The sequence below is a fragment of the Vibrio sp. ES.051 genome (assembly GCF_002563795.1).
Classification (GTDB): Bacteria; Pseudomonadota; Gammaproteobacteria; order Enterobacterales; family Vibrionaceae; genus Vibrio.
Genome location: NZ_PDJL01000005.1, coordinates 35,191 through 61,295 on the forward strand (window position 1 = coordinate 35,191; position 26,105 = coordinate 61,295).

Here is a 26,105-nt window from a genome sequence, read left to right on the forward strand (position 1 = left end):
GTGAACAAGGCCATAGAAATTAAAAAACTTGGACACATAGAAGTGTTAAACGCTTCTGTTCCTTATACTCAAGATCCAACGCGCTTATTCCATACCATTTGTGAGAACAAGACAGATAGCTTGCTTTTAGAGTCTGCTGAAATCGATTCAAAACGGAATCTAAAATCCCTTTTAATCGTCGACTCTGCTGTTCGTATTGTTTGTTACGGTCATAACGTCACCATGCACGCCCTCACCGATAACGGCAAAAATTTACTGACACACCTGAACCACAACGTGCGCCATGAAATTGCGAATGAATTTGATGGCGAAACACTCACACTCACATTCCCTCAGCCAGGCGATACCCTTGATGAAGACTCTCGTCTACGTGAAGCCTCTTCGTTTGATGCGCTTCGCTTAGTCCAACACAGCTTTGATATTTCAGATCACGGCAAACACGCACTCTTCCTTGGTGGCTTGTTCGCGTATGACTTAGTGGCGAACTTTGAACCGCTTGGTAATGCAGAAACAACCAATCAATGTCCAGATTACGTTTTCTATGTGGCGGAAACCTTGTTGGTGGTTGACCATCAAAAGCAATCTTGCCAACTGCAAGCCACTCTCTTTGTCGATGATTCACAGAAAACAACCTTAGAAAATCGCATTGCCACCATCCGTTCACAATGTACGTCCCCAAAGTACCTTCCAAGCGTACGTGAATTAACCAATATTGCGGTACAACCAAGTGTTACTGACCAAAACTTTTGTCAGATCGTTCGTCAACTAAAAGAGTACGTAGTGAAAGGCGATATTTTCCAAGTGGTGCCTTCTCGCCGATTCACGCTAGCTTGCCCTTCTCCACTCGCCGCTTACAAAGAACTAAAACAGAGCAACCCAAGCCCTTACATGTTTTACATGCAAGATGAGCTATTCACTTTATTTGGGGCCTCACCAGAAAGTGCATTGAAGTACGAAACCGAGACCAACCAAGTTGAGGTTTACCCCATCGCGGGGACACGCCATCGTGGTAAACGCCCAAATGGTGACATTGACTTTGACCTAGATAGCCGTATTGAACTGGAGCTACGTAGCGACAAAAAAGAAAACGCAGAACATATGATGCTGGTTGACCTCGCACGCAACGATGTGGCTCGTATTGCACAGGCTGGTACTCGTCACGTGGCCGACTTATTAAAAGTCGATCGTTACAGCCATGTGATGCACTTGGTGTCTCGTGTGGTTGGTCAACTTCGTGAAGACCTGGACGCACTACACGCTTACCAAGCTTGCATGAATATGGGCACATTAACGGGGGCGCCTAAGATTCGTGCAATGCAGTTGATTCGTGACGTTGAAGGCGCGCGTCGAGGCAGCTACGGCGGCGCTGTAGGCTACTTAACAGGTGAAGGCACACTCGATACTTGTATCGTCATTCGCGCTGCTTATGTTGAAAACGGCATAGCACAAGTTCAAGCCGGTGCTGGTGTGGTGTTTGATTCCGACCCGCAATCCGAAGCGGACGAAACGCGTGGTAAAGCTCAGGCGGTAATCTCTGCTATTCAAGCGGCACACTCTTTACCTGACACGAACAAGGAGTAGCAGACAGACATGGCCAACATCATATTCATCGATAATTTTGACTCTTTCACCTACAACCTTGTGGATCAGTTCCGCTCGCTAGGTCACTCAGTCAAGATTTACCGAAACAACATCCCAGCAGAAACCATCGAGCAAGCGGTGAAGGAGCTTGAAAACCCTGTGGTTCTGTTATCCCCCGGCCCTGGATCACCGTCAGAAGCAGGCTCAATGCCAGAGCTTATTCAACTCATGAAAGGCAAAGTTCCAATGATCGGTATTTGTCTTGGTCACCAAGCGATTGTTGAAGCGTACGGTGGCATCGTGACTGGTGCTGGCGAAATTATCCACGGAAAGGTCTCTATGATGGAACACCAAACCCATGCGACTTACGCTAATTTGCCATCACCACTCGCAATAGCCCGTTACCACTCTTTGGTGGCAACGCACATCCCAGATAGCTTAACGGTTACCGCTGAAGTCGATGGTCTAACCATGTCGGTTGTGCATGAAGAAGATAAAGTATGTGGGTTCCAGTTTCATCCAGAGTCAATTATGACAACGTACGGCGCTACCTTGTTAGCGAATGCTATCGAATGGGCACTAGAGAATGACAACACATAAGGAAATGGGCAGAGGCATTATGGAATCAATTATCAATAAGTTATACGAACAAGAGTCACTGACTCAAGAAGAAAGTCAACAATTGTTCGACGTTATCATTCGTGGTGAGCTAGATCCTATTTTGATGGCATCCGTTCTAACCGCATTAAAAATCAAAGGCGAAACACCAGATGAAATCGCAGGCGCAGCAAAAGCGCTGCTGGCAAACGCAAATCCATTCCCACGTCCAGACTACGATTTCGCTGACATCGTCGGCACCGGAGGCGATGGTCATGACACCATTAACATTTCAACCACTGCGGCATTTGTCGCCGCTGCGTGTGGTCTAAAAATCGCCAAACACGGTAACCGCAGTGTTTCAAGCAAGTCGGGGTCTTCTGATCTTCTCGACTCATTTGGTATTAACCTAGCAATGACCGCTGAAGATACTCGTAAAGCCGTCGATGATATTGGGGTCGCATTCCTATTCGCTCCTCAATACCACGGGGGGGTTCGTCATGCGATGCCTGTACGTCAAACCATGAAGACACGCACTATCTTTAACATTCTTGGTCCATTGATAAACCCTGCTCGCCCCAATCTCGAGTTAATGGGTGTTTACAGTGAAGAACTGGTTCGTCCTATTGCAGAAACCATGCTACAAATGGGTATGAAGCGCGCCGCTGTCGTGCATGGTAGTGGGTTGGACGAAGTTGCAATTCACGGCGCAACGACCGTCGCCGAAATCAAAGACGGCAAGATCACCGAATACACGCTAATGCCAAAAGATTTTGGTTTAGATGCGCACCCGCTGGAAGCGATTAAAGGTGGTGACCCTGAAGAAAATAAAGCCATCATCACCAACATTCTGACAGGTAAAGGCACCAACGCACAATTGGGCGCGGTAGCGGTGAACGTTGCATTATTAATGCGTTTATTCGGCCACGAGGATTTGAAAGCCAACACGCAACAAGCGCTAGAGGCGATGAATTCTGGTAAGGCTTACCAATTATTACTCCGACTTGCCGCACACGCCTAAGGAATTGATGAAGATGACTGCTCTCAACACTCAACAAGTTGACAACTTATCCGAACACGTCTCGAAAAAGGAAGCTGAAATGGCGGAAGTGCTTGCCAAAATTGTGCGAGATAAATATCAATGGGTCGCAGAACGTAAAGCCTCACAACATTTGAGTACTTTTCAGTCGGACTTGCTCCCATCTGACCGCAGCTTTTATGATGCGCTGAGTGGCGAAAAAGCCGTGTTCATTACCGAGTGTAAAAAGGCGTCCCCGTCAAAAGGGTTGATTCGTGATCATTTCGACTTGGACTACATCGCTTCAATTTATAATCACCACGCAGACGCGATTTCTGTTTTAACTGATGAAAAATACTTCCAAGGTAGCTTCGACTTTCTGCCACAAGTACGCAAACAGGTAAAACAACCCGTATTGTGTAAAGACTTTATGGTCGATACTTACCAAGTATACCTCGCTCGTCATTACGGTGCCGATGCCGTCTTACTGATGCTTTCCGTACTTAACGACCAAGAATACCAAGCTTTAGAAGAAGCAGCCCATAGTCTGAACATGGGCATCCTAACCGAGGTCAGCAACCGAGAAGAACTAAACCGCGCGGTTAAATTAGGCGCTCAAGTGATCGGCATCAACAACCGTAACCTGCGTGATCTCAGTACCGATTTGAACCGAACCAAAGAACTGGCACCGACTATTCGCAAGCTTGCACCAGAGGCAACTGTCATTTCGGAGTCCGGTATCTACACCCACCAACAAGTTCGTGATTTAGCGGCATACGCCGATGGCTTTTTGATTGGCAGTTCCCTGATGGCGGAAGACAACCTAGAGCTTGCGATACGTAAAGTGACACTAGGTGAAAACAAGGTGTGTGGCCTAACTCACCCTGATGATGCCGCCAAAGCGTACCAAGCAGGCGCCGTATTTGGTGGGTTGATTTTCGTTGAAAAATCCAAACGGGCTGTTGACCTTGAAAGCGCACGCCTAACCATGAGTGGCGCACCTCTCCATTACGTCGGGGTATTCCAAAATCATGACATCGACTTTGTTGCTTCTGTGGTTACCTCACTAGGTTTAAAAGCGGTACAACTGCACGGTCAAGAAGACCAAACTTACGTAAACCAACTTAAAGTGGAACTACCAGCAGGCGTTGAGATCTGGAAAGCTTACGGCGTCACCGATGCAAAACCAGCACTGCTTGCTGACCACATCAATCGTCACCTTTTAGATGCCCAAGTAGGTAACCAAACAGGTGGAACAGGTCAAATGTTCGATTGGTCACTGATCGGCGATCCCAGCCAAATCATGCTGGCAGGAGGGTTGTCACCAGAGAATGTGCGCCAAGCAGCGGCATTAGGGTGCTTGGGGTTAGATTTAAATTCTGGTGTTGAAAGTGCACCAGGTAAAAAAGATTCACAGAAGTTGCAAACCGCATTTAATGCCATTCGCAACTACTAAAAATTACGAGAAGGAGTATCACATGGCAAAATTGAATGCCTACTTTGGCGAATACGGCGGTCAATACGTTCCGCAAATACTAGTGCCAGCACTGGATCAACTAGAACAAGCATTTATCGATGCACAGGAAGACCCAGAATTTCGCAGCGAATTTATGACACTTCTTCAAGAGTATGCAGGTCGCCCAACCGCTTTAACTCTAACTCGCAACCTAACAAAAGGTACGAAAACCAAGCTGTACCTCAAGCGCGAAGATCTCCTTCATGGCGGTGCGCACAAAACCAACCAAGTGCTGGGCCAAGCCCTATTAGCAAAACGCATGGGTAAAAATGAAATCATCGCAGAAACGGGAGCGGGTCAACACGGCGTGGCCACGGCGCTTGCATGTGCTCTGCTTGGGCTTAAGTGTCGTGTTTACATGGGCGCAAAAGACGTCGAACGTCAAAGCCCGAACGTGTTCCGTATGAAGCTAATGGGCGCCGAAGTCATTCCTGTTCACTCAGGATCTGCAACACTGAAAGACGCATGTAATGAGGCACTACGTGACTGGTCTGCCACCTATGAAGATGCGCACTACCTACTGGGTACGGCAGCTGGCCCTCATCCATTCCCAACCATTGTTCGAGAATTCCAGCGCATGATTGGGGAAGAAACCAAGAACCAAATCCTGGCTCGTGAAGGTCGTCTTCCTGATGCTGTTATCGCGTGTGTGGGTGGTGGCTCAAACGCTATTGGTATGTTCGCTGACTTTATCGAAGAGGAAAACGTTCGTCTAATTGGGGTTGAGCCTGCAGGTAAAGGCATTGACACCGACCAACACGGCGCACCACTCAAGCACGGTAAAACGGGGATCTTTTTTGGTATGAAATCACCGTTGATGCAAGATCCCAATGGACAAGTTGAAGAGTCTTACTCTGTGTCAGCAGGCCTAGACTTCCCATCTGTAGGCCCTCAGCACGCGCACTTACTCGCTATTGGTCGCGCGGAATATGATAACGTGACAGACGATGAAGCTCTAGAAGCGTTCCAAGAAATTGCACGTAACGAAGGCATTATCCCTGCACTTGAATCGGCTCACGCGCTAGCACATGCATTACACATGGCACGTGAGAACCCAGAAAAAGAACAGCTATTGGTCGTTAATCTCTCTGGACGTGGTGATAAAGACATCTTCACTGTACACGCCATCTTAGAAGAAAAAGGAGTCATCCAATGAGTCGTTATGAGAAGATGTTTGCGCGCCTAAACGAAAAAAACCAAGGGGCATTCGTACCATTCGTCACCGTCGGCGATCCAAACGCAGAGCAATCTTACAAGATCATGGAAACATTAGTTGAGTCTGGCGCTGACGCACTAGAGCTCGGTATCCCATTCTCTGATCCACTGGCAGACGGTCCAACAATCCAAGGCGCAAACATTCGCGCTCTGGACACCGGAGCCACGCCCGAGATTTGTTTTGAACAGATCGAAAAAATTCGCGCAAAATACCCAGAGCTCCCAATTGGTCTATTGATGTATGCCAACTTGGTTTACTCACGTGGCATCGAGCACTTCTACGAACGTTGTGCAGAAGTTGGCATTGATTCCATTCTGATTGCAGACGTACCAACCAATGAAAGTGCAGAGTTTGTTGCCGCCGCGCAGAAGTTTGGGATTCACCCTATCTTCATTGCACCACCTACCGCCAGTGACGAAACACTAAAACAAGTTTCTGAACTGGGTGGGGGTTACACTTACCTACTTTCTCGTGCCGGTGTTACAGGTACAGAGACAAAAGCAAACATGCCGGTTGATCATCTACTGGTGAAACTGAACCAATACAATGCCCCCCCTGCATTACTCGGCTTTGGTATTTCAGAGCCAGCCCAAGTGAAACAAGCATTAGAATCAGGCGCTGCAGGTGTCATCTCAGGTTCCGCTGTCGTTAAGATCATTGAAAAAAATATTGATCAGCCTCACATCATGTTAGACAAACTGGCTGGGTTTATTTCCATGATGAAAGCAGCCACACAGAAGTAAAAAATTCTTGATGTAATAAAACACCAAACGCCTGCTTAATTCACGTGAGTGGGCGTTTTTTTTCAACTCAATGACCCATTCCACTATCATCGCCATTCAATGCCAGCACCTTTCAAATCACCCGTTAACATAACGCTTACAATTGGCCAAGCGCTCAGAATGTAAAGTGATTAACATTTCATCTAGCCAAATCAGAAAAATTCGAGCCCATAAGCTCATTATTACAAATGTCGATCAAATTTATCGTGCTAGTTCATAGAATTCAGGTTGAACGCTTCATGCCCATTAATGTGTTTTTTCACAAAAGCACATCATCATCCAAAAGAATAATCAACAGCAAAACCAATACTAAAAATCAATAGCAAACGATTGCTATTGAGCAAAAAATTAGCACCAATCAATAAAGCATCGATTAATTCATCAATAACGCCCTGCTGCATATTGCCAATTGTAAATGAAAAGTGTACAAAGCAAGACGAGATAATTATCCACAAAACAATTATTGGGTAGTGGGTAATTTTAGGATTTTACATTTTATTAGCACGGAGGTTATGTAAGTGTTAAAAGAAAAGAGTTTACTAAATAACATTGGCGTACAAGTCGTTATCGCCATGATTGTGGGCACAGCCGTTGGTGCTGCTATGGGTCATGATGCGACTGTATTTGCTCCTTTAGGCGCTATCTTTATTAGTTTAATCAAAATGCTGGTTATCCCTTTGGTTGCTGTCGCTTTGATTTCAGGTGCAGCAGGCCTTGGTAACAGCCAGTCAGCTGGTAAAGTTGGCTTAGTCACTTTAGGCTATTTTGGTTTAACATCCGCCTTAGCCGTTGCGCTTGCGCTATTCATGGGTGAAGTATTCCAACCGGGCATGGGCATCGACGTTTCCGGTGTTGAAGGCATGTTCTCTGCAGAATACGCTTCAAAAGGTGAACTACCTACTTTTTGGGCCACCATCACAGGTATGATCCCAACCAACGTTTTTCAATCACTAAATGAAGCGAACATCCTGCAAATTCTTGTTTTCTGTATGTTCTTTGGTATTGCCATTTCCAAGCAAACAAAAGAGCGACGTGAGCCAATTATCAATGGTGTTAACTGCATCGTCGATGCAATGGTTTGGATGATCAACAAGGTTATGATCATTGCACCGCTAGGCGTATTTGGTTTGATGGCAGAAGCAGTGGGTACGTTTGGTTTTGGCGCGCTGATGGTTGTGTTCAAACTGTTCGTTGTTTATATCGCAGCAATCCTGATCTTTGGCTTTATTGTTTACCCAGCAATGGTTCACGTGTTTACCAAAACTTCAGCGAAGAAATTCCTCTCTTCAATGAAGAAGCCACAAGCAGTTGCACTTTCAACTGCCTCTTCGATGGCAACATTACCTGTGACAATGGACACTTGTGAGAAAGAGCTCGGCGTGAAAAATTCAACAGCGTCATTTGTTCTGCCTCTGGGTGCGACCATCAATATGTCGGGTAATGCAATCTACTACGGTTTAGTCGCTATTTTCTTTGCACAGCTATTTAATATCGACCTAGGTATGGGCGCTTACATTGCGATCATCATTACTTCTACATTAGGTGCGGTTGGTCAAGCTGGTGTTCCTGGTCCTTCTTTCTTAGTCGTGGCGGTACTACTGGCGGCAGGTATCCCAATCGAAGGCCTTCCACTACTGTTTGCACTTGATCGTATTTTCGACATGATTCGTACCGCGCTCAACATCACTGGTGATGCGGCCTGTGCGGTCATTGTTGATGCTATGGTTGAAGAAGAAGCTGCCGAGGTTGAGCTTAAAAAGCAAGAAGCTTAAGCGCTAATCAAAACACGCAAGCCGCTCATTACGAGCGGCTTTTTTGTCTATGCTTTATATTACGCCACTCTATAAAATAAACCCAAACGCGTGCTAAGCATAAGCTATCGCCCATATCACGACCGCTTTTATCCAATGGTTTCGAAGTATTCACATTGCGTTAAATTCCGCTAGACTGTCAACAACTCAATAACTAGGTAATTTTGCCATTATGAAGCAGATCCTTGATTTTATTCCACTCATTGTCTTCTTTGCTCTGTTCAAGATGTATGACATCTACATTGCAACTGGCGCACTTATTGCCGCAACCGCAATTCAAGTTGTGTTGACATTTGTACTGTATAAAAAAGTTGAAAAGATGCAGCTAATCACATTTGCTATGGTGGCTATCTTTGGCGGTATGACCATCTTTCTGCACGATGACAACTTCATCAAATGGAAGGTGACGCTGGTTTACGCTGTGTTTGCGATTGGCTTAGCTGTCAGCCACTCGATGGGAAAATCAGCAATAAAAGGTATGCTTGGTAAAGAAATCACCCTTCCCGAACGAATATGGACGCGCATTACTTGGGCATGGGTGGGCTTTTTCTCATTCTGCGCAGGCTTGAACATTTATGTAGCGTATAAGCTGCCACTAGACGTTTGGGTTAACTTCAAAGTATTTGGCTTACTGATCGCCACGTTTGCCTACATGATTGCGACTGGCTTTTACATTTATAAGCACATGCCAAAAGAACAAAAAGACAACCCGTCCGATGTGTCGTAGATGATTAAAAACTCAGTTTTGCTATAATCTGCGCCAATTTACTCAAAACAGCGACCCGAAGGTCGCTGTTTTGTTCAACGTACCAATAAAACAGATAATACATAATGCAGGGGGTCTGCATATTAATGCTTTTACAGACCACTCTCGCAACTCCAGTATATGTGGTTATTTAGGTACAAACCGTATTGGCGCTTTATTTGAGCGCCCTCTAAGATTTAGGATGTCATTATGAGTCAAGAATTTAACTCTCCGAAAGGTCAGCTACTCCTTCGTACCCTTGCAATGCCCGCTGACACCAATGCTAATGGCGATATTTTTGGTGGTTGGATAATGTCTCAGCTTGACTTAGCTGGTGCAATTCTAGCAAAAGAAATTTCTTCTGGTCGTGTCGTTACCGTATCCGTTTCGAGTATTACCTTTAAAAAACCGGTTGGTGTGGGCGATGTGGTTTGCTGTTACGGCGAGTGTACCAAGATTGGTCGCACATCCATGAGCGTTGATTTGGAGGTATGGGTAAAGCCAGTTAAAGAACAAGGTGTTGGCGATAGATTCATGGTATGCGATGCCACGTTCAACTACGTAGCCATCGACAGTGAAGGTAAACCACGCCCGGTTCAGAATTAATCTTTTCACAACTTTATTGACCAAAGAGAACCTCACATTTGCCACTGTTCACTTGTGAGAGACACAAAAAATTCGTTAAATTAACACGTTACCCTATTAATTAAGGAACTATGCTATGTGGTATGTCATCTTTTCTCAGGACGTCGAGAACTCGTTGGAAAAACGCATGAGCGTTCGCCCTCAACACCTACAGCGTTTGCAAAAACTGCAAGATGAAGGACGCCTGCTAACTGCTGGTCCAATGCCAGCGATCGATTCTGATAATCCTGGAGAAGCTGGGTTTACTGGTTCGACTGTCATCGCTGAGTTTACTTCTTTAGAAGATGCCCAAGCATGGGCAGAAGCCGATCCTTACGTTGCGGTAGGTGTTTACGATAATGTGATCGTAAAACCGTTCAAAAAAGTGTTTTAATTTATGAAAAAATTACTGTGTCTTTTCCTCGTTTTTGCCGCGCTCATTGGCTGTTCATCGAACAATGATGTTCAACGCCAGTTAGAGCTTATGGCATCGAACCGAGCGGGGGTACTGTCTGCTGGATTACCGCTGAAGTATGGACCATTGCAAATCATGAGAGTCTCTTCTAACAAGAATGTTGTAGAGATGATGATGATTTATAACGACGGTGCGTTAGGCGCCAAACCACTAGACCAAGTACTTAATACCAGTATCTATACTTACTGCAGCGCCCCAGAGATTCGTAAACAAATTGATATGGGCTTGATGTATCGGATTAAAGTTCGTAACTCTCGCGGTCAATTAATGGCGGATGAGTTAGTGTCAGGGCAAACCTGTGCTCAGCTCAAATAATCGCCGCCATTCGCTTTTACTAGGACACAAATAATCAGCGGTGAAGGCTAGATAATGTGACCAAGCACTTGTCGCCAAAATTCAAAAGCGGAGATATCATTCTCCGCTTTTTCGTCTTCGCCATTCTCGGTTACGCCAGCTCAGTACGTAACTTTTTAGCGGCTGATACCAAGTTTGCTAACGCCGCTTCCGTTTCTGCCCAGTTACGCGTTTTTAACCCACAATCTGGGTTAACCCAAAGACGCTGAGCCGGGATCTTTTCTGCCGCTTTTTTAAGTAATCCTTCAATCCATTCTTCCGTCGGAATATTGGGTGAATGAATATCGTACACACCAGGACCAATTGCATTCGGGTAGTTAAACGCTTCGAATGCTTTCAGTAGTTCCATATTTGATCGCGAAGTTTCAATCGTGATCACATCTGCGTCTAATGCTGCCACAGAGTCAATGATCTCATTAAATTCGCTGTAACACATATGGGTATGAATTTGTGTTTCTGGTTGAGCACTTGCAGCCGAGATCTTAAACGCATCCACTGCCCACTGTAGGTATGCTTTGTGATCGCGTTTTTTGAATGGTAGACCTTCACGAATGGCTGGTTCATCAATCTGGATTATATTGATACCCGCATCTTGTAAATCAGACACTTCGTCACGTAGCGCCAATGCCAATTGTTGAGCAATTTTCTGACGAGTGACGTCTTCACGTGGGAATGTCCAACACAAAATCGTCACTGGACCTGTGAGCATGCCTTTCATTTGCTTGCTGGTCAGAGACTGGGCGTAGGTCGACCATTTAACTGTTATTGGCTTTTCGCGTTCAATATCAGCAACCACAATAGCAGGTTTAACACAGCGAGAGCCGTAGCTTTGTACCCAACCAAATTTCGTCGTTTGGAAGCCAGCTAAGTTTTCTGCAAAGTATTCGACCATGTCATTACGCTCAGCTTCGCCGTGTACCAGTACATCCAGATCAAGCGCTTCTTGACGTTTCACTGCATCTGCGATGTGTCCTTTGAGAGCATCAATGTAATCAGATTCAGAAAGTTGGCCAGAGCGATAAGCACCACGCTGAACTCGGATTTCTCCGGTTTGTGGGAAAGAACCAATGGTCGTTGTTGGCAGCAATGGCAAACCTAATACTTCAGCTTGATGTGCGGCACGCTCAGCATACGGAGCATTGCGCTCTGAAAGTGATGCCGTGATACTGTTTAGACGCGCTTGTACTTGAGGTTTGTTCACATGCGTTGCCGTCTGACGCGCTTTGATTGGCTGACTGTAAGCATCACAAGCCAGAATGGCATCTTGATCACCATCTAGTGCTTTACCAAGTAAGGCCACTTCTGTCACTTTCTGTTTTGCGAAGGCAAACCAACTCTTCACTTCTTCGCTCAGTGCCGTTTCAAGCTCTAAGTCTACTGGGCTGTGCAGTAAAGAACATGAGCTTGCCAGCCAAAGTTTATCACCTAACTTGTCTTTTACTGGCTGTAAGCGCGCAAGTTGTGCACTTAGATCAGAACGCCAAACGTTGCGACCATTGATGACTCCAGCAGATAACACCCAATTTTTAGGTAGTTTAGCCACCACTTCGTTTAGTTGATCGGGCGCTGAAGATAGGTCAACATGTAGGCCATCGACAGCAAGATCAACAATCTTGTCTAAAGTGTCGGTCACCGCATCGAAGTACGTGGTGAGCAGCACTTTCACATCGCTACGCATCACTTGGTAAGCCAACTTAAAAGCGTCCGCCCACTCGCTCTCAAGTTCAAGAGCCAAGATTGGCTCATCAATTTGAACCCACTCAACCCCTTGATTTGCCAATTTAGCCAAAATCGCTTGATATGCGGTTAACAATCGCGGTAGCAAGGTTAAACGGTCAAAACCTTCTTCGGTTTCTTTACCCAAATATAGGTAACTTAATGGGCCAAGCAAAACTGGCTTAACTTTGTGACCAGCCTTTACCGCCTCGTTCACTTCCTCAAACAACTGAGGCCAACTGACTTCGAACACATCGTCTTTACTGAACTCTGGCACGATATAGTGGTAGTTAGTATTGAACCATTTAGTCATATCAGACGCAGCGGCACCTGCGCAGCCGCAACCGGTTTGGGATTGGCCGCGACCAACCTTAAATAAAGTATCAAGATCAGGGAAACCATCTGCGTGACGCTTTGGCACGTGGCCTAAAAGCAACGTTGTGGTGAGTACATGGTCGTACCAAGCGAAGTCACCTGCGGTGGTAAAGCTTAACCCTGCATCCGTTTGCTTCTGCCAGTTTTTAGCACGCAGATCCGCCCCTACTTTCTTTAATTCAGCCTGATCAATTTCACCACGCCAGTATTTTTCCTGGGCAAATTTAAGCTCTCGTTTTTCACCAATGCGTGGATAACCTAGTATGTGCGTTGTTGTCGCCATGTCCCTATTCCTTATTCAGTATGTTTGGTCAGAGCACCTTTCTCCATTTAAAAAGGCGTCTGGATGGCTAAACTATCTCTCTTAAACACGGTTTGAACAATGTCCATTTATTCAACTCGTTTATTAAAAAAATTCATACTGCCCGATCTCACTCGCAATTAGGTCAAGACAATAGACGTCTAGACGTTTACATATCCACCTTTTATCGTTAAGTTAGAGTTGTTCATGGCGAACCACAAAGGATGAAAGGGATTCATGATAGAGCTAAAACATTTACGGACACTGACTTCGCTTAGGGATACCGGTTCTTTGACCGCTACCGCCACCGCCTTGCACTTGACGCAATCAGCGCTGTCTCACCAAATCAAAGATCTGGAATCTCGCATTGGCGGACAACTCTTTCTTAGGAAGACTCGACCAGTCAAATTTACCTCTGAGGGCGAAATACTATTGCGCCTCGCGGAAGAGATCTTACCGAAGCTAGCGAAAGCAGAAAATGAATTAGCAAGCCTGAAGGAGGATGTGAACGGTCGGCTGCATATGGCGATTGAATGCCACTCTTGTTTCCAGTGGTTGATGCCAGCATTAAGAGAGTATCAACTGGCTTGGCCAAGTGTGACCTTAGATTTTTCATCCGGCTTTGGTTTCGAGCCCCTTACTGCTTTGTTAACTGGCGAGCTCGACTTGGTCATCACTTCCGACATTCAACCACGCTCAGAAGTTCACTACGAGCCTTTATTCGATTTCGAAATGCGTTTGATCACATCCACCCGCCATCCTTTGGCCGACAAGGATGTCATTGAACCGCAAGATCTTATCGATCAAACGATGCTTTCCTACCCTGTTCAAAAGCAAAGGTTGGATGTGGTTAAACACTTCTTACAACCTGCGGGCGTAGAGCCAGCCAAATGGAAGCAAGCCGACAATACGTTGATGTTAGTACAAATGGTATCAGCTGGATTAGGCGTAGCGGCACTACCAAACTGGGCAATTTCTGAATTTTCTCGCCAAGGACTTATCACCAGCAAACCTTTTGGCAAAGGACTCTGGCGACGTTTATTTGCAGCAACACGCAACTCAGAAAAAGACAAACGTTATTTACAGGCCTTCTTCGCAACCGCAAGACTGCAATGTAAAAGCCACCTTGACGGGATCAAGATGGCTTAAGAGTTTAGCTCTAAGATGGGTTAGCGTTCATACGCTTTAAATTGATTGGTAAGTGGGTCGTATTGATAACCGAGCGTATCAAGCTTGCCCACGACCGATTCTACGTCCATTTCATAAACTGAGACTAACTCGTCAAAACTGTCACACTCCAAGCGCAGTTTTTCGTTGACGATACCTAGTAAAATAATGCTGTCTAGATTACCTACATTGCTTAAATCCATCGCGACACTCCTCTTCGACAACTATACATACAGCGTAGACATAATTGGGTAAATTTAAAGTGAGGCTGGTCTTAAATCATGCCGTCAACATAGCCTTAAACAGCGAGTGAAAATAGACCTTGTAGACTCGTCATTGATGATAAAGCAAGCAACAAGGCCACACTCAGTTGTATTTTTTCTGGTGCCTTATGAGTAAAAATATGCCAGCACCAAACGATGATAGCAGAAATCAACATGGCCAAAGATAATAGAATCGGCTGCGTCGCGGCGTTCAGTGTCGCTTCATCAAGCTGGTAAGAAGAAAATAGCGTAGCAATCACTAAAAGCATACCTGACACAATCCCCGCGACGGGCAAAATTTGGTGAAAAGCTTGTAAACGACTGCGTGCAATCGTAAGAAGCAGTTGAGAAAAAGACGCCCCGAGAAACAACACCATGAGAGCCATGGCAATCGCGGCAGGCCAACTCGGTTGTTCAAACACTTGGATACTCACAAACGCAAAGGCCAAACCGTTAGCTAGGTGCATTGCCCATAACGGTCCCTTATCGCGCGTTTTCTTTGTTTGAACCTGCGAATAAAAATAGAATATCGCAAATACGACCATAAAAGCTTCAATACGCAGTGAGGCAACGGCCAACCATAATACCGCCACGGCAGGTAACATTTTGTGCAAACGACCTCGTTGACCCGGACAGATATCGCCTTTGATCAAAAGCAAAGTCAGTAGCGCTTGTGCGCCAAATAACATTGGAGGGAAAGTAACCAGCAATTGTTGAATCATATTGAATGCGAGCTCAAAAGTCGTTTTGGGACGGCGATAATAGCAAATCACCCATCGTCAAACCACCTAAACACAATGTGCCTTTTATTTTACATCACTCACAGCCCTCACCCCTTTTTAATCAGACTCATGTTCACGACTCACGGTATAACCATAATACTTTCAAGGTGATATTAAACAGAAAGCCACCGATATAGCGTTGATACTTTTACAAACCAAATAAAAGTCGATCAACTAAGCTTGAATAGATGAGTTTGGTATAGATACCTGATCCTCAAATCGCTATAATTCGCGCTCCCCGGAACAGAGAACAAAATATGACCAATAACATCAATCCTATTCATGAGTACAAAAAATACTGGGCCGAGTGTTTTGGTACGGCACCTTTCTTGCCGACCAGCCGCAAAGAAATGGATGCCCTAGGATGGGATAGCTGTGACATTATTATTGTAACGGGTGATGCCTACGTGGATCATCCGAGCTTTGGTATGGCTATCATTGGCCGTCTTTTAGAAGCACAAGGTTTTCGAGTCGGTATCATTGCTCAACCTGAATGGCAAAATAAAGATGCGTTCATGCAACTTGGTCAACCAAACCTGTTCTTCGGGATCACTGCGGGTAACATGGACTCCATGATCAACCGTTACACCGCAGATAAAAAACTTCGTCACGATGATGCATACACACCAAATAACGAAGGGGGCAAACGCCCAGACCGCGCGACTTTGGTTTACTCTCAGCGTTGTCGTGAAGCCTATAAAGAAGTGCCTATTGTTTTAGGTGGTATCGAAGCCAGCCTACGCCGTGTTGCACACTACGATTACTGGTCAGATAAAGTTCGCCGTTCGGTACTGTTTGATGCGAAAGCCGATATTTTGCTCTTTGGTAACGCTGAGCGCGCGCTTGTAGAAGTAGCGCATCGCATTGCAAATGGTGAAAATATCAGCACCATGACGAATATTCGTGGTACGGCCGTGAACTTGCCAGCCGCGCCAGAAGGTTACACGATCATCGATTCTTCTCGCATTGAGAAGCCACGCAAAGAAGCGTTCGTACCCAAGAACCCATACGAAGTAGAAACTCAATGTGAAACCAAGAAAGATGAGCCAGTTGCACAGCCAATCACGATTCGTCCATCACGTCATGATGCAGCAACTACCGCGGTTCGCTTGCCTTCGTTCGAGAAGCTAAGAAATGACCGTATTCTGTATGCCCATGCCAGCCGTGTGTTGCACTTGGAAACCAACCCATACTCTGGCCGCGCCTTGCTCCAACGCCACGGCGATCGCGAACTTTGGGTAAACCAAGCACCAATCCCGTTAACAACCGAAGAGATGGACTTTGTGTTTGGCCTGCCATACGCACGTGTTCCTCATCCTATGTATGGCAAAGCAAAAATTCCAGCGTATGACATGATAAAAACCTCGGTGAACATCATGCGTGGTTGTTTTGGTGGCTGTTCATTCTGCTCCATTACCGAGCACGAAGGCCGAATTATTCAAAACCGCTCTAAAGAGTCAATCATTAACGAGATTGAAGAAATTCGCGACAAAGTTCCGGGCTTTACCGGCACGATTTCCGATCTTGGTGGCCCTACTGCAAACATGTACCGTCTGGGCTGTAAAGATCCAAAAGCGGAAGCGAACTGTCGTCGTCCTTCTTGTGTATTCCCGGGCATCTGTAACAAGCTAAATACAGACCACAAACACACCATCGATCTATACCGCGAAGCGCGTAAAGTAGAAGGGGTGAAGAAAGTGATGGTCGCATCCGGCGTACGGTACGATCTTGCGATCGAGTCTCCCGAATACGTGAAAGAGTTGGTGACTCACCACGTTGGAGGCTACTTGAAGATCGCACCGGAACATACTGAAAAAGGCCCTCTGGATCTGATGATGAAACCGGGCATGGGCACGTATGATCGCTTTAAAGAGATGTTCGAGAAGTACAGTGCAGAAGCAGGTAAAAAGCAGTACTTAATCCCTTACTTTATCTCTGCACACCCAGGCACAAAAGACGAAGACATGCTAAACCTTGCGCTGTGGCTGAAGAAGAACAACTTCGAGTGTGATCAAGTACAAAACTTCTACCCATCGCCGATGTGTAACGCAACCTCGATGTACTACTCAGAGACAAACCCTCTGAAACGTGTGAAGTACAAAAAACGTGAAGATATTCCAGTGGCTAAGGGTGAGCGTCAACGCCGTCTACATAAAGCCCTGCTGCGTTATCACGATCCAGCCAACTGGCCGATGATCCGTGAGGCACTGGCCAACATGGGTAAAAAACACCTCATCGGTGATAAACCGACCTGTTTAGTACCTGCGGAAGATATGGGTTCCCAAACCCCCGCACAACGCCGTAAGTCAGGCCGTCACGGTGCAAACCGTTTCGCGACTAAACACACCAAAAATCAACCGGGGTTCGGTGGCCACTTAAACAAACGCCCAGAAGGCGGCTCACGTGATGAAAAAGCATCAGGTAACCGTAACAGTTCAGGTAAAGTACAAGGCGGGCAACGACCAAATAACAATGCTCAACGTCCGAACGGCAAAGGTGCAAATCGCCCTGCTGGTAACAAATCTCAAGGACAAGGTCGCCCACAAGGTCAAGGACAACCAACTGGCCAGCATAAGCCAAAACGTCGTTAATTCACTAAGAATTAACCAGCCAACAAAAATAAAAAGGCTCCAGAAATAATTCTGGAGCCTTTTTATTTTTACCCGACTTTTATCTCAACGACCTTGTCGGCAGCGAGCTCTGTTAGGTTATATGAAGGATACAAACTCGTTTAACTAAGCAAGCTTAAACTTGCTCATCTCACCATGAAGATCACTGGTCTTCGTCGTTAGTTCGTTGTTGATGTCCACCGATGACGACATGATATCCATCACCTCTTCTGCCACCACCGCAATTCTAGTGCGTATACATCAGGATTAATTGATAGATAGTGAAAAAAGCAGTTTCACATTTACATGAACCCTCACTACTGTATTTTGGTTACACATTGAACGCAGACACAACGATAAAAGAATCATTGTCGACAACTTTTTCACACCAGTAGTGAATAATGTTCGTTAAGATTGACAGTCGAATGTATCGAAATTGGATAAGAATAAATGCAGCGTGTACTTTTGGTGGAAGATAATCGTGAAATAGCGGGAATGTTGTTCGATTATTTTGAGTGTGCTGGCATGCAACTCGATTACGCAGATAATGGTGAGTTAGGCTTAAAACTGGCGATGGATAATGCTTTCGACATCATTTTGCTTGACCTTATGTTGCCGCGCATGGATGGCCTAACGCTGTGTAACAAGCTACGAGATGCGGGCAATAACACGCCAGTATTGATGCTGACTGCGCTCGATAGCCGTGACGACATGCTGAAAGGCTTCCAGCATGGTGCCGACGATTACCTAACAAAACCGTTCGACCTCGATATTCTTAAAGCGCGTATGACCGCATTAATAAAGCGTTACCACGGCACGGTTGCCTCGACCAAACTTCAGTACGGCGAAGTGTTTATCGATCAAAAAACACATCAGGCTTATCGTCAGAACAAACTACTGGCATTAAACCCTACTACTTATACGATACTGGAAATGCTGGTGAAGAGCGCTCCTGACGTCGTCACGCGTGAAGCGATCGCTTTTCGCTTATGGCAAGAAGATGAGCCAAATAACGACGTACTGCGTAGCCACATTTATCAACTTCGGGGCCAGCTCGACAAGCCATTCAAAGAACATTTGTTGAAAACCATTCCCAAAGTTGGCTTTCGCTTGGAGTCGAAAGCGTGATTCGTCGTTTATTTAACAACACGAGAACTCTGACCGGACGCTTGGAACTGTTCTTCTTGTTGGTATCGATTGTGATTGGTCTACTCTGTTTTGCTCTGGTCAGTGGCGCCCTGCTTTGGTCAGAAGATCGTGTCGGTGAACGACGAATTATGATCGACAAGAAAGAAGCCATTGAGCATTTTCGGAGCCACCCAAGTGATGGCATGATAAAACTCGACTTGCTGACCACCGCTTACAACGATATCAGTCTGGTTCCTGAAATCTATCAACCCTTTATTCAAGATAAAAATTACTTTCTCGCAGAGGTCGCTGACGAGCCAGACACCCGCATGATTTACATGAGCACCTACACGCATGATGGCGAAGAACATCCAATTATTTTAATTTCTCTCATCGATGAAATAGAGATCACCTCCACCGAATTTGTGTATGTCATCTTGATAGTACTGGCGGTTGTCACGGGACTACTGCTCATTTTCGGTGCTCTCTTATCGAGATTGTCTCAGCGTTTAATCGAGCCAGTCAGTGCGCTAAAGTCCCAATTAGATAGACATCAAGGCGACACTACTCAAAAGTTCGTTGTTCCTGACGGCTCAGCCAATGAGTTTCAAGCCCTAGCCAATCAGCTCAACGAGTATCGAAGCCGAATCAATCAAGTGATAAAGCGGGAGCAGGCCTTTGCGCGCTATGCGAGTCATGAACTGAGAACCCCCTTAACGGTAATGAAAGGCTCAAGCAGCATGCTAGCGAGAGGTCCTAGCACTCCCTTTCAAGAGCGTCAGATCGGTCGTATTCAAGGTGCAACAGAGCAAATGTCGACAATGGTCGATGCGCTGTTAAGCCTCGTTCGGTATGAGCGGAATGCCAATGACAACCCCACTCGCATGATATCCGAGCAAGAGCTCCATCACATTGTCGCACTCAGCCAAGCGCAAGCGGATCAAAAGTCGCTCACATTTAACATCTGCGTATTAGGCCATCCGCGAACCAAGGCGACCACTGCGGTACTCAATATTATCTTGAGTAATTTAATTCGCAATGCCATTGCAGTCACGTCTGCGGGAGCCATTCATATTACGATGACAGATAGCGCGCTGTACGTTCGAGATGAGGGCGAAGGCTTCTCTGCAATTCCTGATGCGGAAGGCCATGGTTTAGGCCTGATGATCGTAGATGATTTGTGTCGCCGTTATGGTTGGCAATTCACCCTTAATACACATCCCAATGGGGGCTGCGAAGCGAGCATTGATCTGTCCATTGAGAGCACCGAATCAGATCCGCAAACACAACCCTAAAGCGAAAACTCCTACAACCTTCATTCAATAACGGGTAAACTGTGCCACCTTTCAACTGGCAAAGGTGACACGGTTCATTCCGTCAGAATCAATATGAAACTCTCAGAAAGCCCCATCACCCAACATCGCTTTAATGGACATACGTTTTTTCTAAAACGTGATGACATGCTCCACTCTCATTTTTCTGGGAACAAAGCGCGCAAGTTTATGGCGTTAATGGAAGAACAAAATCCGCACATCACGACCTTGATAAGCTATGGGTCTGCTCAATCTAACGCTATGTTCTCATTGGCGGCCTTAGCCAAAATTAAAGGTTGGGCGTTTGAGTTTTATGTTCACCGCATTCCACCTTGGCTGAAAAGCCTCCCCATCGGTAACTATCGCGGTGCGCTCGACTTAAGCATGCAAATCACCGCGCTGCAAGACATTGGCAGCCCTCTTCATCCTAGTGAGTACATTACTCAAGTTCGCGGACTGGATGATTCGACTTTGTTCATTCCTGAGGGAGGACGTTCGTACCTTGCAGAATCAGGCATCAAACAGTTAGCGCGAGAGATTCTTGATTGGACGCGAGTTAGAAGTAAACAGCAACTTGCTGTAGCACTGCCTTCCGGCACAGGTACCACCGCCTTGTATCTTCACAAACATCTAAGCCCACATGGTATCGAAGTACTCACTTGCCCTTGTGTGGGAGACGCCAGCTACTTAACAGAGCAGTTCAACCAACTCGATGAACGTAGTCATCCGACCGTTTTAACAGCGCGCAACAAGCACCATTTCGGTCGTTTATACGAAGAAGATTACATGACTTGGAAAGCGCTTTATGAGCAAACCGATCTCGAATTTGATCTGCTTTACGACCCATATATGTGGCAGTGCCTAACCCCGTGGTTGGAAGAGAATAGTGACAAAACATTGATCTATATTCATCAGGGAGGGTTACTTGGCAACGAATCGATGTTGCCAAGATATCAACGAGAGTTCGAGTAACCGACAAGTTACGTGGCACTTGATGCGCCGTTAGTGGTAAGTGATTATTTAATCAGCGTCAGGATCTCTTTAAATTCTGGAGCTCGACAATCTTCTACCATCTCATATAAGCACATTTCCAGCCCCGTTAACACCACGCCATGCGCGGTTAATTTCGCAAGTGCCAACGCTTTATTTGTCGAGGTACGAGAAGAAATACAATCGGTCACCAACTCAACACGATACCCAAACTGACGCAAAGCGCTCGCGGTCTGATAAACACAAATGTGCGCTTCAATACCACAAACTAACCACGTATCGACGTTTGCATTCTCTACAGCCAGCTTAAACGTTGCCTCTTTGCCTCCATCAAATGTGTACTTAGTAATAGGCAAATGTTCTTTTTCAAGCACTTCACGGATTGGCTCCACCGTTGGCCCCAACCTTTCTGGGTTTTGCTCTAGCCAAAGAATAGGCAACTTCAGCGCTTTGGCACCTTTAACGAGTTTGGTGATATTTTCAATCAGTGCATCACTTTCATGCATCAATGTAGCAAGCTTTCCCTGAACATCTACCACAATTAAGCCGGTGCTTTCTCTCGATAACATTCCTATCTCCTATGTTGATCGACCACAACAAATAGTACCCAATTAGTTGAGTAAAGATAATGTATCAGACTCCATAATGTTGGAATAAAAAACATGAAAAAGATGACGGTTGCTCACACTCTTCAACCAGCATTGGGGGAGAAAAGGACGCCACATAACAAGAACCCCCTCGAGTTTCCTCGAAGGGGTTATATTGTTATGCCTAAGCGTATGGCCAGGGTTTATTAGAGCCCTACCGTCATATGTAGACTGTAAAACAGACCACGACCTACCAGCTCTGATGCTAAGATCAATACCAGAGCCACGGTTAAGTTTACTGGATTAACACTCGACTTATTCACCATTGGTAATACCCAGATAAATAGGCCTGCCAACAGAAGTCCTACTTGTATAGCAAGGTAGCTTCCTAGACCATTCACTAGATCTGACGCCTTAACAATAGAGCTTTGGATGTCGCCGACTAGATTCATTTTACCGACTATCACTATCAAGCTAATCGCGACCGCGACAATCGCAAGGATAACCATATTGCGATCGACCGAGAAGCGGCTGTCTTTAGCTGAAACGATCACCAATTGTGATAACAGCAAGCCACAAACCACCATGGTCATCACGAAGCTTAATGGTGTGTACATATTGAACCAAGTTGGTACCGTATTAATCATGTATACATTGATCATCGAATACATAAAAATACAGCCAAGCACCATTGCGCCAATCATAAGGACTTTTTGAGCGCCCGCGCCACCTTTCTTCAATACGGATAGCAGCCATTGTAGTCCGCCTACAGCAAAGAAAGCCGCACCAAAGAACACCTCATTAGATAACCAAGCCGAACCCAACTGGTTAAACGAATTAAATGCTCTTAATGGTGATCCCAAATGAGTCGTCGAGAATAGAAACCCGAGGCCCATGATCGCCCATAAAGCAAACATCGGCACTTTGTAACTATTAATTTTCTCTTCATCGAACCCCATGACTAACGAGCGAGCACTGATCAGTAGATAAGCGCCAACCGCCATTTGCGCTAATACCGTAAAGAAGATTAAAGAATACTCATGGAAAATCATCTTAAACCTCCTTCGGGTTAGCTAGGAAACCAGTGGTATCGCCCGTTGGTTTAGCATTCTTATTTAACTTAATCACGATATTTGGCAACGTAAGATGTGATGATGGTAATGGTGCCACATCAGCGTTGACACCATACTTCTCTCGCAACACATGGATTTCACCAAACTCGAGCGCACGCAGTGGGCATGATTCAACACACATCGGTTGTTTACCTTCCGCGACACGTTCATAACAACCATCACACTTGGTCATGTGTCCTTTTTCGGCATTGAACTGTGGTGCGCCATACGGGCAGGCATTGCTACAGTGTTGGCAGCCAATGCAAATGTCTTCATCGACGACCACTAAGCCATCTTCTTCTCGTTTATGCATTGCCCCTGACGGACACACCTTCACGCACGCTGGATTTGTACAATGGTTACACGCGATAGACAAATAGTAAGAGAAGACATCATTTTGAATCCACGTATCCCCATCTTGGACAAAGCCACCGCCAGCGTATTCATATACGCGGCGATAATTACGCTTCACATCCAAGTCCCGATAATCTTTACAAGCAAGCTGGCAAGTTTTACAACCTGTGCATTTACTTGAATCTATGTAAAAGCCGTATTGTTTCATCCTGACCTACCTTATGCTTTGTTCGCTAACTGAATATCCACCAAATTGGTGTGTTGAGGGTTACCCTTCGCTAGTGGGCTAGGTCGTTGGGTGGTTAATACGTTAATCGAACCAGCATGATCGATTTTTTGTCCATCAGGCGCGTACCAGGCACCTTCGCCTAACGCAACGACATTCGGCAAAATACGTGGCGTCACTTTGGCTGGTATATGCACTTCACCACGATCATTAAAGATGCTCACCATATCGCCATTTTTGATTCCACGAGCCTGAGCATCGATAGGGTTAATCCATACTTCCTGACGCGCTGCTGCTTTAAGCAAAGCAACATTACCGTAAGTAGAGTGGCAACGCGCTTTAAAGTGAAACCCTGTTAGCTGCAATGGGTACTTAGCCGCCAGTGGATCATTGTGACCCTCAAACGAGTCTGCATAGACAGGCAGTGGGTGAATCGTTTCGTCTTCTTTTAGCGTCCACTCTTGGGCAATTTTCGCTAGTGTCTCAGAGTAGATTTCGATCTTACCACTCGGGGTTGAAAGCGGGTTCGCTTCAGGATCATTACGAAAATCTTGATAGGCGATGTAATCACGTTGGTATTGACGCTTATAAATCCCCAGTTCTTTCATCTCTTCAAAAGTTGGCAGAGAAGGATCTTGCTTGCGAGTTTCTGCATACAAATGCTCAACCCACTCTTGCTGTGTTCGACCTTCGGTAAACGCTTGACCAACCCCCATACGCTTAGCTATCTCGGAGCACATTTCATAGATACTTCTTGCTTCGAACTGAGGTTCTATCGCTTGTTGTGCATAGATAAAGTAAGGCGCATTCGATGCTTTACCGTCCATCGCCCAATCGTCCTGTTCCGAGGTGGTTAAGTCCGGCAAGATAATATCGGCGTATTTCGCGGAAGAAGTCATGTGGTTATCGATAACCACAACCATTTCACAAGCTTTGTCATCTTGTAAAATTTCGTGCGTTTTATTGATATTCGCATGCTGGTTTACTAGGCAGTTCCCCGCGTAGTTCCAGATCATCTTAATCGGGTTAGCTAAACGCTCGGCGCCACGCACACCGTCAGTTTTATCTGTCATCTCATGGTGACGATAAATCGCATCGGTCCACAAGAACATGGAAATAGAGGTTTTTACTGGATTAGGAACTTTAGGGAAACGAACAAAAGGAATATTGATGTCACTTTCGCGCGCGCCCGTCGAGCCACCCGTGACCCCAACAGAGCCCGTCAGTAGTGACAACATAGCGATTGCACGTGATGCCAATTCACCATTAGCGGTACGTTGTAAACCCCAACCTTGATGAATCGCACAGGGTTTATTCGCGCCCATTTCACGAGCTAACTTGATAATAGTGTCGACAGGGATGCCGGTGATCTTAGAAGCCCACTCCGGCGTTTTCTCAACGCCATCGTCACCCAAGCCTAAAATGTAGGACTTGTAATCACTGTTTTTTGGTGCTGAAGCTGGCAGCGTTTTCTCATCGTAACCAATACAATATTTATCTAAGAAAGCCTGATCGACATAATTCTCAGTGATCATGACATGAGCTAATCCCGCGACTAACGCTGCATCGGTCGATGGACGGATTGGGATCCATTGGTCTTCACGGCCGCCGGCTGTATCGGTATAACGTGGGTCAATAATAATGGTTTTGACATTAGACTTGTTTTTACTCTCGACATAGTGGTGAATCAAACCACCACCTGACATACGCGTCTCAGCCGGGTTATTACCGAACTGAATGTTAAGCTTCGCATTTGCCAAATCAGAGAAGGAGTTATTCATCGCCCAGCCACCGTAGGTGTGACTGAGACCTTCCGCTATCTGCGCAGTAGAGTAATCACCATAGTGGTTTAAATAGCCACCACATAAATTCATCAGGCGAGCGATTAACGTAGATGCCGGCGGCCAAGATTTAGTCACCGTACCGCCAAGCGTGCCCGTACCGTAATTTAGGTAGATAGAATCATTACCGTAATCTTTGATAAGACGTTGCATCGTGGTCGCAATTTCATCGTAAGCTTCTTCCCAGCTGATACGCTTAAATTTACCCTCACCACGTTTGCCAACCCGTTTCATTGGGTATTTAAGTCGGTCTGGGTTATACACTCGGCGGCGCATTGAACGGCCACGCAAACACGCTCTTACTTGTGGGCTGTCACCAAAAACGTCTGTACCTGTGTTGTCGGTTTCAACGTATTTGATCTCTCCATTTTGCACGTGCATGCGTAGCGGGCAGCGCGAACCACAGTTAACCGTACACGCACTCCAAACGACCTTCTCGTCACTCGTAACGGATTCTGCAGCATTAGCAGGGCTGGATTTAAATGGTAAACTGATACCACTAGCCAAAGCAGCTGCACTCCCCACCGCAGAAGTGGCTTTAATGAACCCACGACGAGTCAAGTTCATCAAATCAGATTGCTGTTTATTTTTTGTCATAATTATATGCCTTAACATTGCTTAC

Annotated in this window: 23 protein-coding genes; 16 read left to right on the top strand and 7 right to left on the bottom strand. The window is 45.8% G+C overall.

Annotation, left to right across the window (positions count from 1 at the left end; translation table 11 throughout):
• From ATG66_RS14290 to ATG66_RS14340, 11 genes are all read left to right on the top strand, one after another.
• Complete coding sequence (locus ATG66_RS14290) at positions 1 to 1,581, top strand: anthranilate synthase component 1 (RefSeq protein ID WP_098415956.1); 1,581 nt, start codon at positions 1 to 3, stop codon at positions 1,579 to 1,581.
• 9 nt (positions 1,582 to 1,590) lie between these two features.
• Complete coding sequence (locus tag ATG66_RS14295) at positions 1,591 to 2,181, top strand: aminodeoxychorismate/anthranilate synthase component II (protein WP_098415957.1); 591 nt, start codon at positions 1,591 to 1,593, stop codon at positions 2,179 to 2,181.
• Positions 2,182 to 2,200: 19 nt separating this feature from the next.
• Positions 2,201 to 3,199, top strand: a complete 999-nt coding sequence (trpD, locus tag ATG66_RS14300; protein WP_098415958.1) for an anthranilate phosphoribosyltransferase — start codon at positions 2,201 to 2,203, stop codon at positions 3,197 to 3,199.
• A gap of 13 nt (positions 3,200 to 3,212) precedes the next feature.
• A complete protein-coding gene (gene trpCF, locus ATG66_RS14305) occupies positions 3,213 to 4,652 on the top strand; it encodes a bifunctional indole-3-glycerol-phosphate synthase TrpC/phosphoribosylanthranilate isomerase TrpF (RefSeq protein ID WP_179885693.1) in 1,440 nt (479 codons plus the stop codon).
• A 22-nt stretch (positions 4,653 to 4,674) separates the two neighbouring features.
• Complete coding sequence (gene trpB, locus ATG66_RS14310) at positions 4,675 to 5,868, top strand: tryptophan synthase subunit beta (RefSeq protein WP_098415960.1); 1,194 nt, start codon at positions 4,675 to 4,677, stop codon at positions 5,866 to 5,868.
• Complete coding sequence (trpA, locus tag ATG66_RS14315) at positions 5,865 to 6,671, top strand: tryptophan synthase subunit alpha (protein WP_098415961.1); 807 nt, start codon at positions 5,865 to 5,867, stop codon at positions 6,669 to 6,671. Before trpB ends, trpA begins: the two co-directional genes overlap by 4 nt.
• A gap of 557 nt (positions 6,672 to 7,228) precedes the next feature.
• Complete coding sequence (locus tag ATG66_RS14320; RefSeq protein ID WP_257145755.1) at positions 7,229 to 8,482, top strand: dicarboxylate/amino acid:cation symporter; 1,254 nt, start codon at positions 7,229 to 7,231, stop codon at positions 8,480 to 8,482.
• A gap of 211 nt (positions 8,483 to 8,693) precedes the next feature.
• The gene (locus tag ATG66_RS14325) at positions 8,694 to 9,248 is read left to right on the top strand and encodes a septation protein A (RefSeq protein ID WP_098415962.1); all 555 of its coding nucleotides are present in this window, start codon (positions 8,694 to 8,696) and stop codon (positions 9,246 to 9,248) included.
• 228 nt (positions 9,249 to 9,476) lie between these two features.
• Positions 9,477 to 9,872 carry an acyl-CoA thioester hydrolase YciA gene (gene yciA, locus ATG66_RS14330; RefSeq protein ID WP_098415963.1) on the top strand — a complete coding sequence of 132 codons (396 nt, stop codon included), beginning with the start codon at positions 9,477 to 9,479 and terminating at the stop codon, positions 9,870 to 9,872.
• A 115-nt stretch (positions 9,873 to 9,987) separates the two neighbouring features.
• The gene (locus ATG66_RS14335; protein ID WP_098415964.1) at positions 9,988 to 10,284 is read left to right on the top strand and encodes a YciI family protein; all 297 of its coding nucleotides are present in this window, start codon (positions 9,988 to 9,990) and stop codon (positions 10,282 to 10,284) included.
• 3 nt (positions 10,285 to 10,287) lie between these two features.
• Positions 10,288 to 10,680, top strand: coding sequence for a GspS/AspS pilotin family protein (locus ATG66_RS14340; protein ID WP_098415965.1), 393 nt, complete (start codon positions 10,288 to 10,290; stop codon positions 10,678 to 10,680).
• A 130-nt stretch (positions 10,681 to 10,810) separates the two neighbouring features.
• Here ATG66_RS14340 and metE read toward each other — a convergent pair whose 3' ends face one another.
• Positions 10,811 to 13,093, bottom strand: a complete 2,283-nt coding sequence (gene metE, locus ATG66_RS14345; protein ID WP_098415966.1) for a 5-methyltetrahydropteroyltriglutamate--homocysteine S-methyltransferase — start codon at positions 13,091 to 13,093, stop codon at positions 10,811 to 10,813.
• Positions 13,094 to 13,348: 255 nt separating this feature from the next.
• Between metE and ATG66_RS14350 the strand changes: the two genes are divergently transcribed.
• The gene (locus ATG66_RS14350) at positions 13,349 to 14,260 is read left to right on the top strand and encodes a LysR substrate-binding domain-containing protein (protein ID WP_098415967.1); all 912 of its coding nucleotides are present in this window, start codon (positions 13,349 to 13,351) and stop codon (positions 14,258 to 14,260) included.
• 20 nt (positions 14,261 to 14,280) lie between these two features.
• On the opposite strand, the gene ATG66_RS14355 is transcribed toward ATG66_RS14350, so the two are convergent.
• Entirely contained in the window at positions 14,281 to 14,481 is a 201-nt protein-coding gene (locus ATG66_RS14355; protein WP_098415968.1) for a DUF4250 domain-containing protein, read from the bottom strand.
• Positions 14,482 to 14,576: 95 nt separating this feature from the next.
• Positions 14,577 to 15,263 carry a hypothetical protein gene (locus tag ATG66_RS14360; protein ID WP_098416424.1) on the bottom strand — a complete coding sequence of 229 codons (687 nt, stop codon included), beginning with the start codon at positions 15,261 to 15,263 and terminating at the stop codon, positions 14,577 to 14,579.
• A gap of 317 nt (positions 15,264 to 15,580) precedes the next feature.
• Here ATG66_RS14360 and ATG66_RS14365 point away from each other — a divergent pair, with 317 nt between their 5' ends.
• The 4 genes from ATG66_RS14365 (at position 15,581) to ATG66_RS14380 (ending at position 21,345) form a co-directional block, all read left to right on the top strand.
• Complete coding sequence (locus ATG66_RS14365; protein ID WP_098415969.1) at positions 15,581 to 17,914, top strand: YgiQ family radical SAM protein; 2,334 nt, start codon at positions 15,581 to 15,583, stop codon at positions 17,912 to 17,914.
• A gap of 468 nt (positions 17,915 to 18,382) precedes the next feature.
• Positions 18,383 to 19,060, top strand: a complete 678-nt coding sequence (locus ATG66_RS14370; RefSeq protein WP_098415970.1) for a response regulator transcription factor — start codon at positions 18,383 to 18,385, stop codon at positions 19,058 to 19,060.
• Positions 19,057 to 20,355 carry a sensor histidine kinase gene (locus ATG66_RS14375; RefSeq protein ID WP_098415971.1) on the top strand — a complete coding sequence of 433 codons (1,299 nt, stop codon included), beginning with the start codon at positions 19,057 to 19,059 and terminating at the stop codon, positions 20,353 to 20,355. Before ATG66_RS14370 ends, ATG66_RS14375 begins: the two co-directional genes overlap by 4 nt.
• A 93-nt stretch (positions 20,356 to 20,448) precedes the next feature.
• Positions 20,449 to 21,345: a 1-aminocyclopropane-1-carboxylate deaminase/D-cysteine desulfhydrase gene (locus ATG66_RS14380; RefSeq protein WP_098415972.1), complete on the top strand. Its 897-nt coding sequence runs from the start codon at positions 20,449 to 20,451 to the stop codon at positions 21,343 to 21,345.
• Between the two features lie 44 nt (positions 21,346 to 21,389).
• On the opposite strand, the gene ATG66_RS14385 is transcribed toward ATG66_RS14380, so the two are convergent.
• The 4 genes from ATG66_RS14385 to ATG66_RS14400 form a co-directional block, all read right to left on the bottom strand.
• The gene (locus ATG66_RS14385) at positions 21,390 to 21,932 is read right to left on the bottom strand and encodes a hydrolase (protein ID WP_179885694.1); all 543 of its coding nucleotides are present in this window, start codon (positions 21,930 to 21,932) and stop codon (positions 21,390 to 21,392) included.
• A gap of 224 nt (positions 21,933 to 22,156) precedes the next feature.
• A complete protein-coding gene (locus ATG66_RS14390) occupies positions 22,157 to 23,002 on the bottom strand; it encodes a dimethyl sulfoxide reductase anchor subunit family protein (protein WP_098415974.1) in 846 nt (281 codons plus the stop codon).
• Between the two features lies 1 nt (position 23,003).
• Entirely contained in the window at positions 23,004 to 23,624 is a 621-nt protein-coding gene (locus ATG66_RS14395) for a DMSO/selenate family reductase complex B subunit (RefSeq protein WP_098415975.1), read from the bottom strand.
• An 11-nt stretch (positions 23,625 to 23,635) separates the two neighbouring features.
• On the bottom strand, positions 23,636 to 26,080 hold the full coding sequence (locus ATG66_RS14400) for a DmsA/YnfE/YnfF family dimethyl sulfoxide reductase (protein ID WP_098415976.1): 2,445 nt from the start codon (positions 26,078 to 26,080) through the stop codon (positions 23,636 to 23,638).
• Between the last annotated feature and the right edge of the window lie 25 nt (positions 26,081 to 26,105).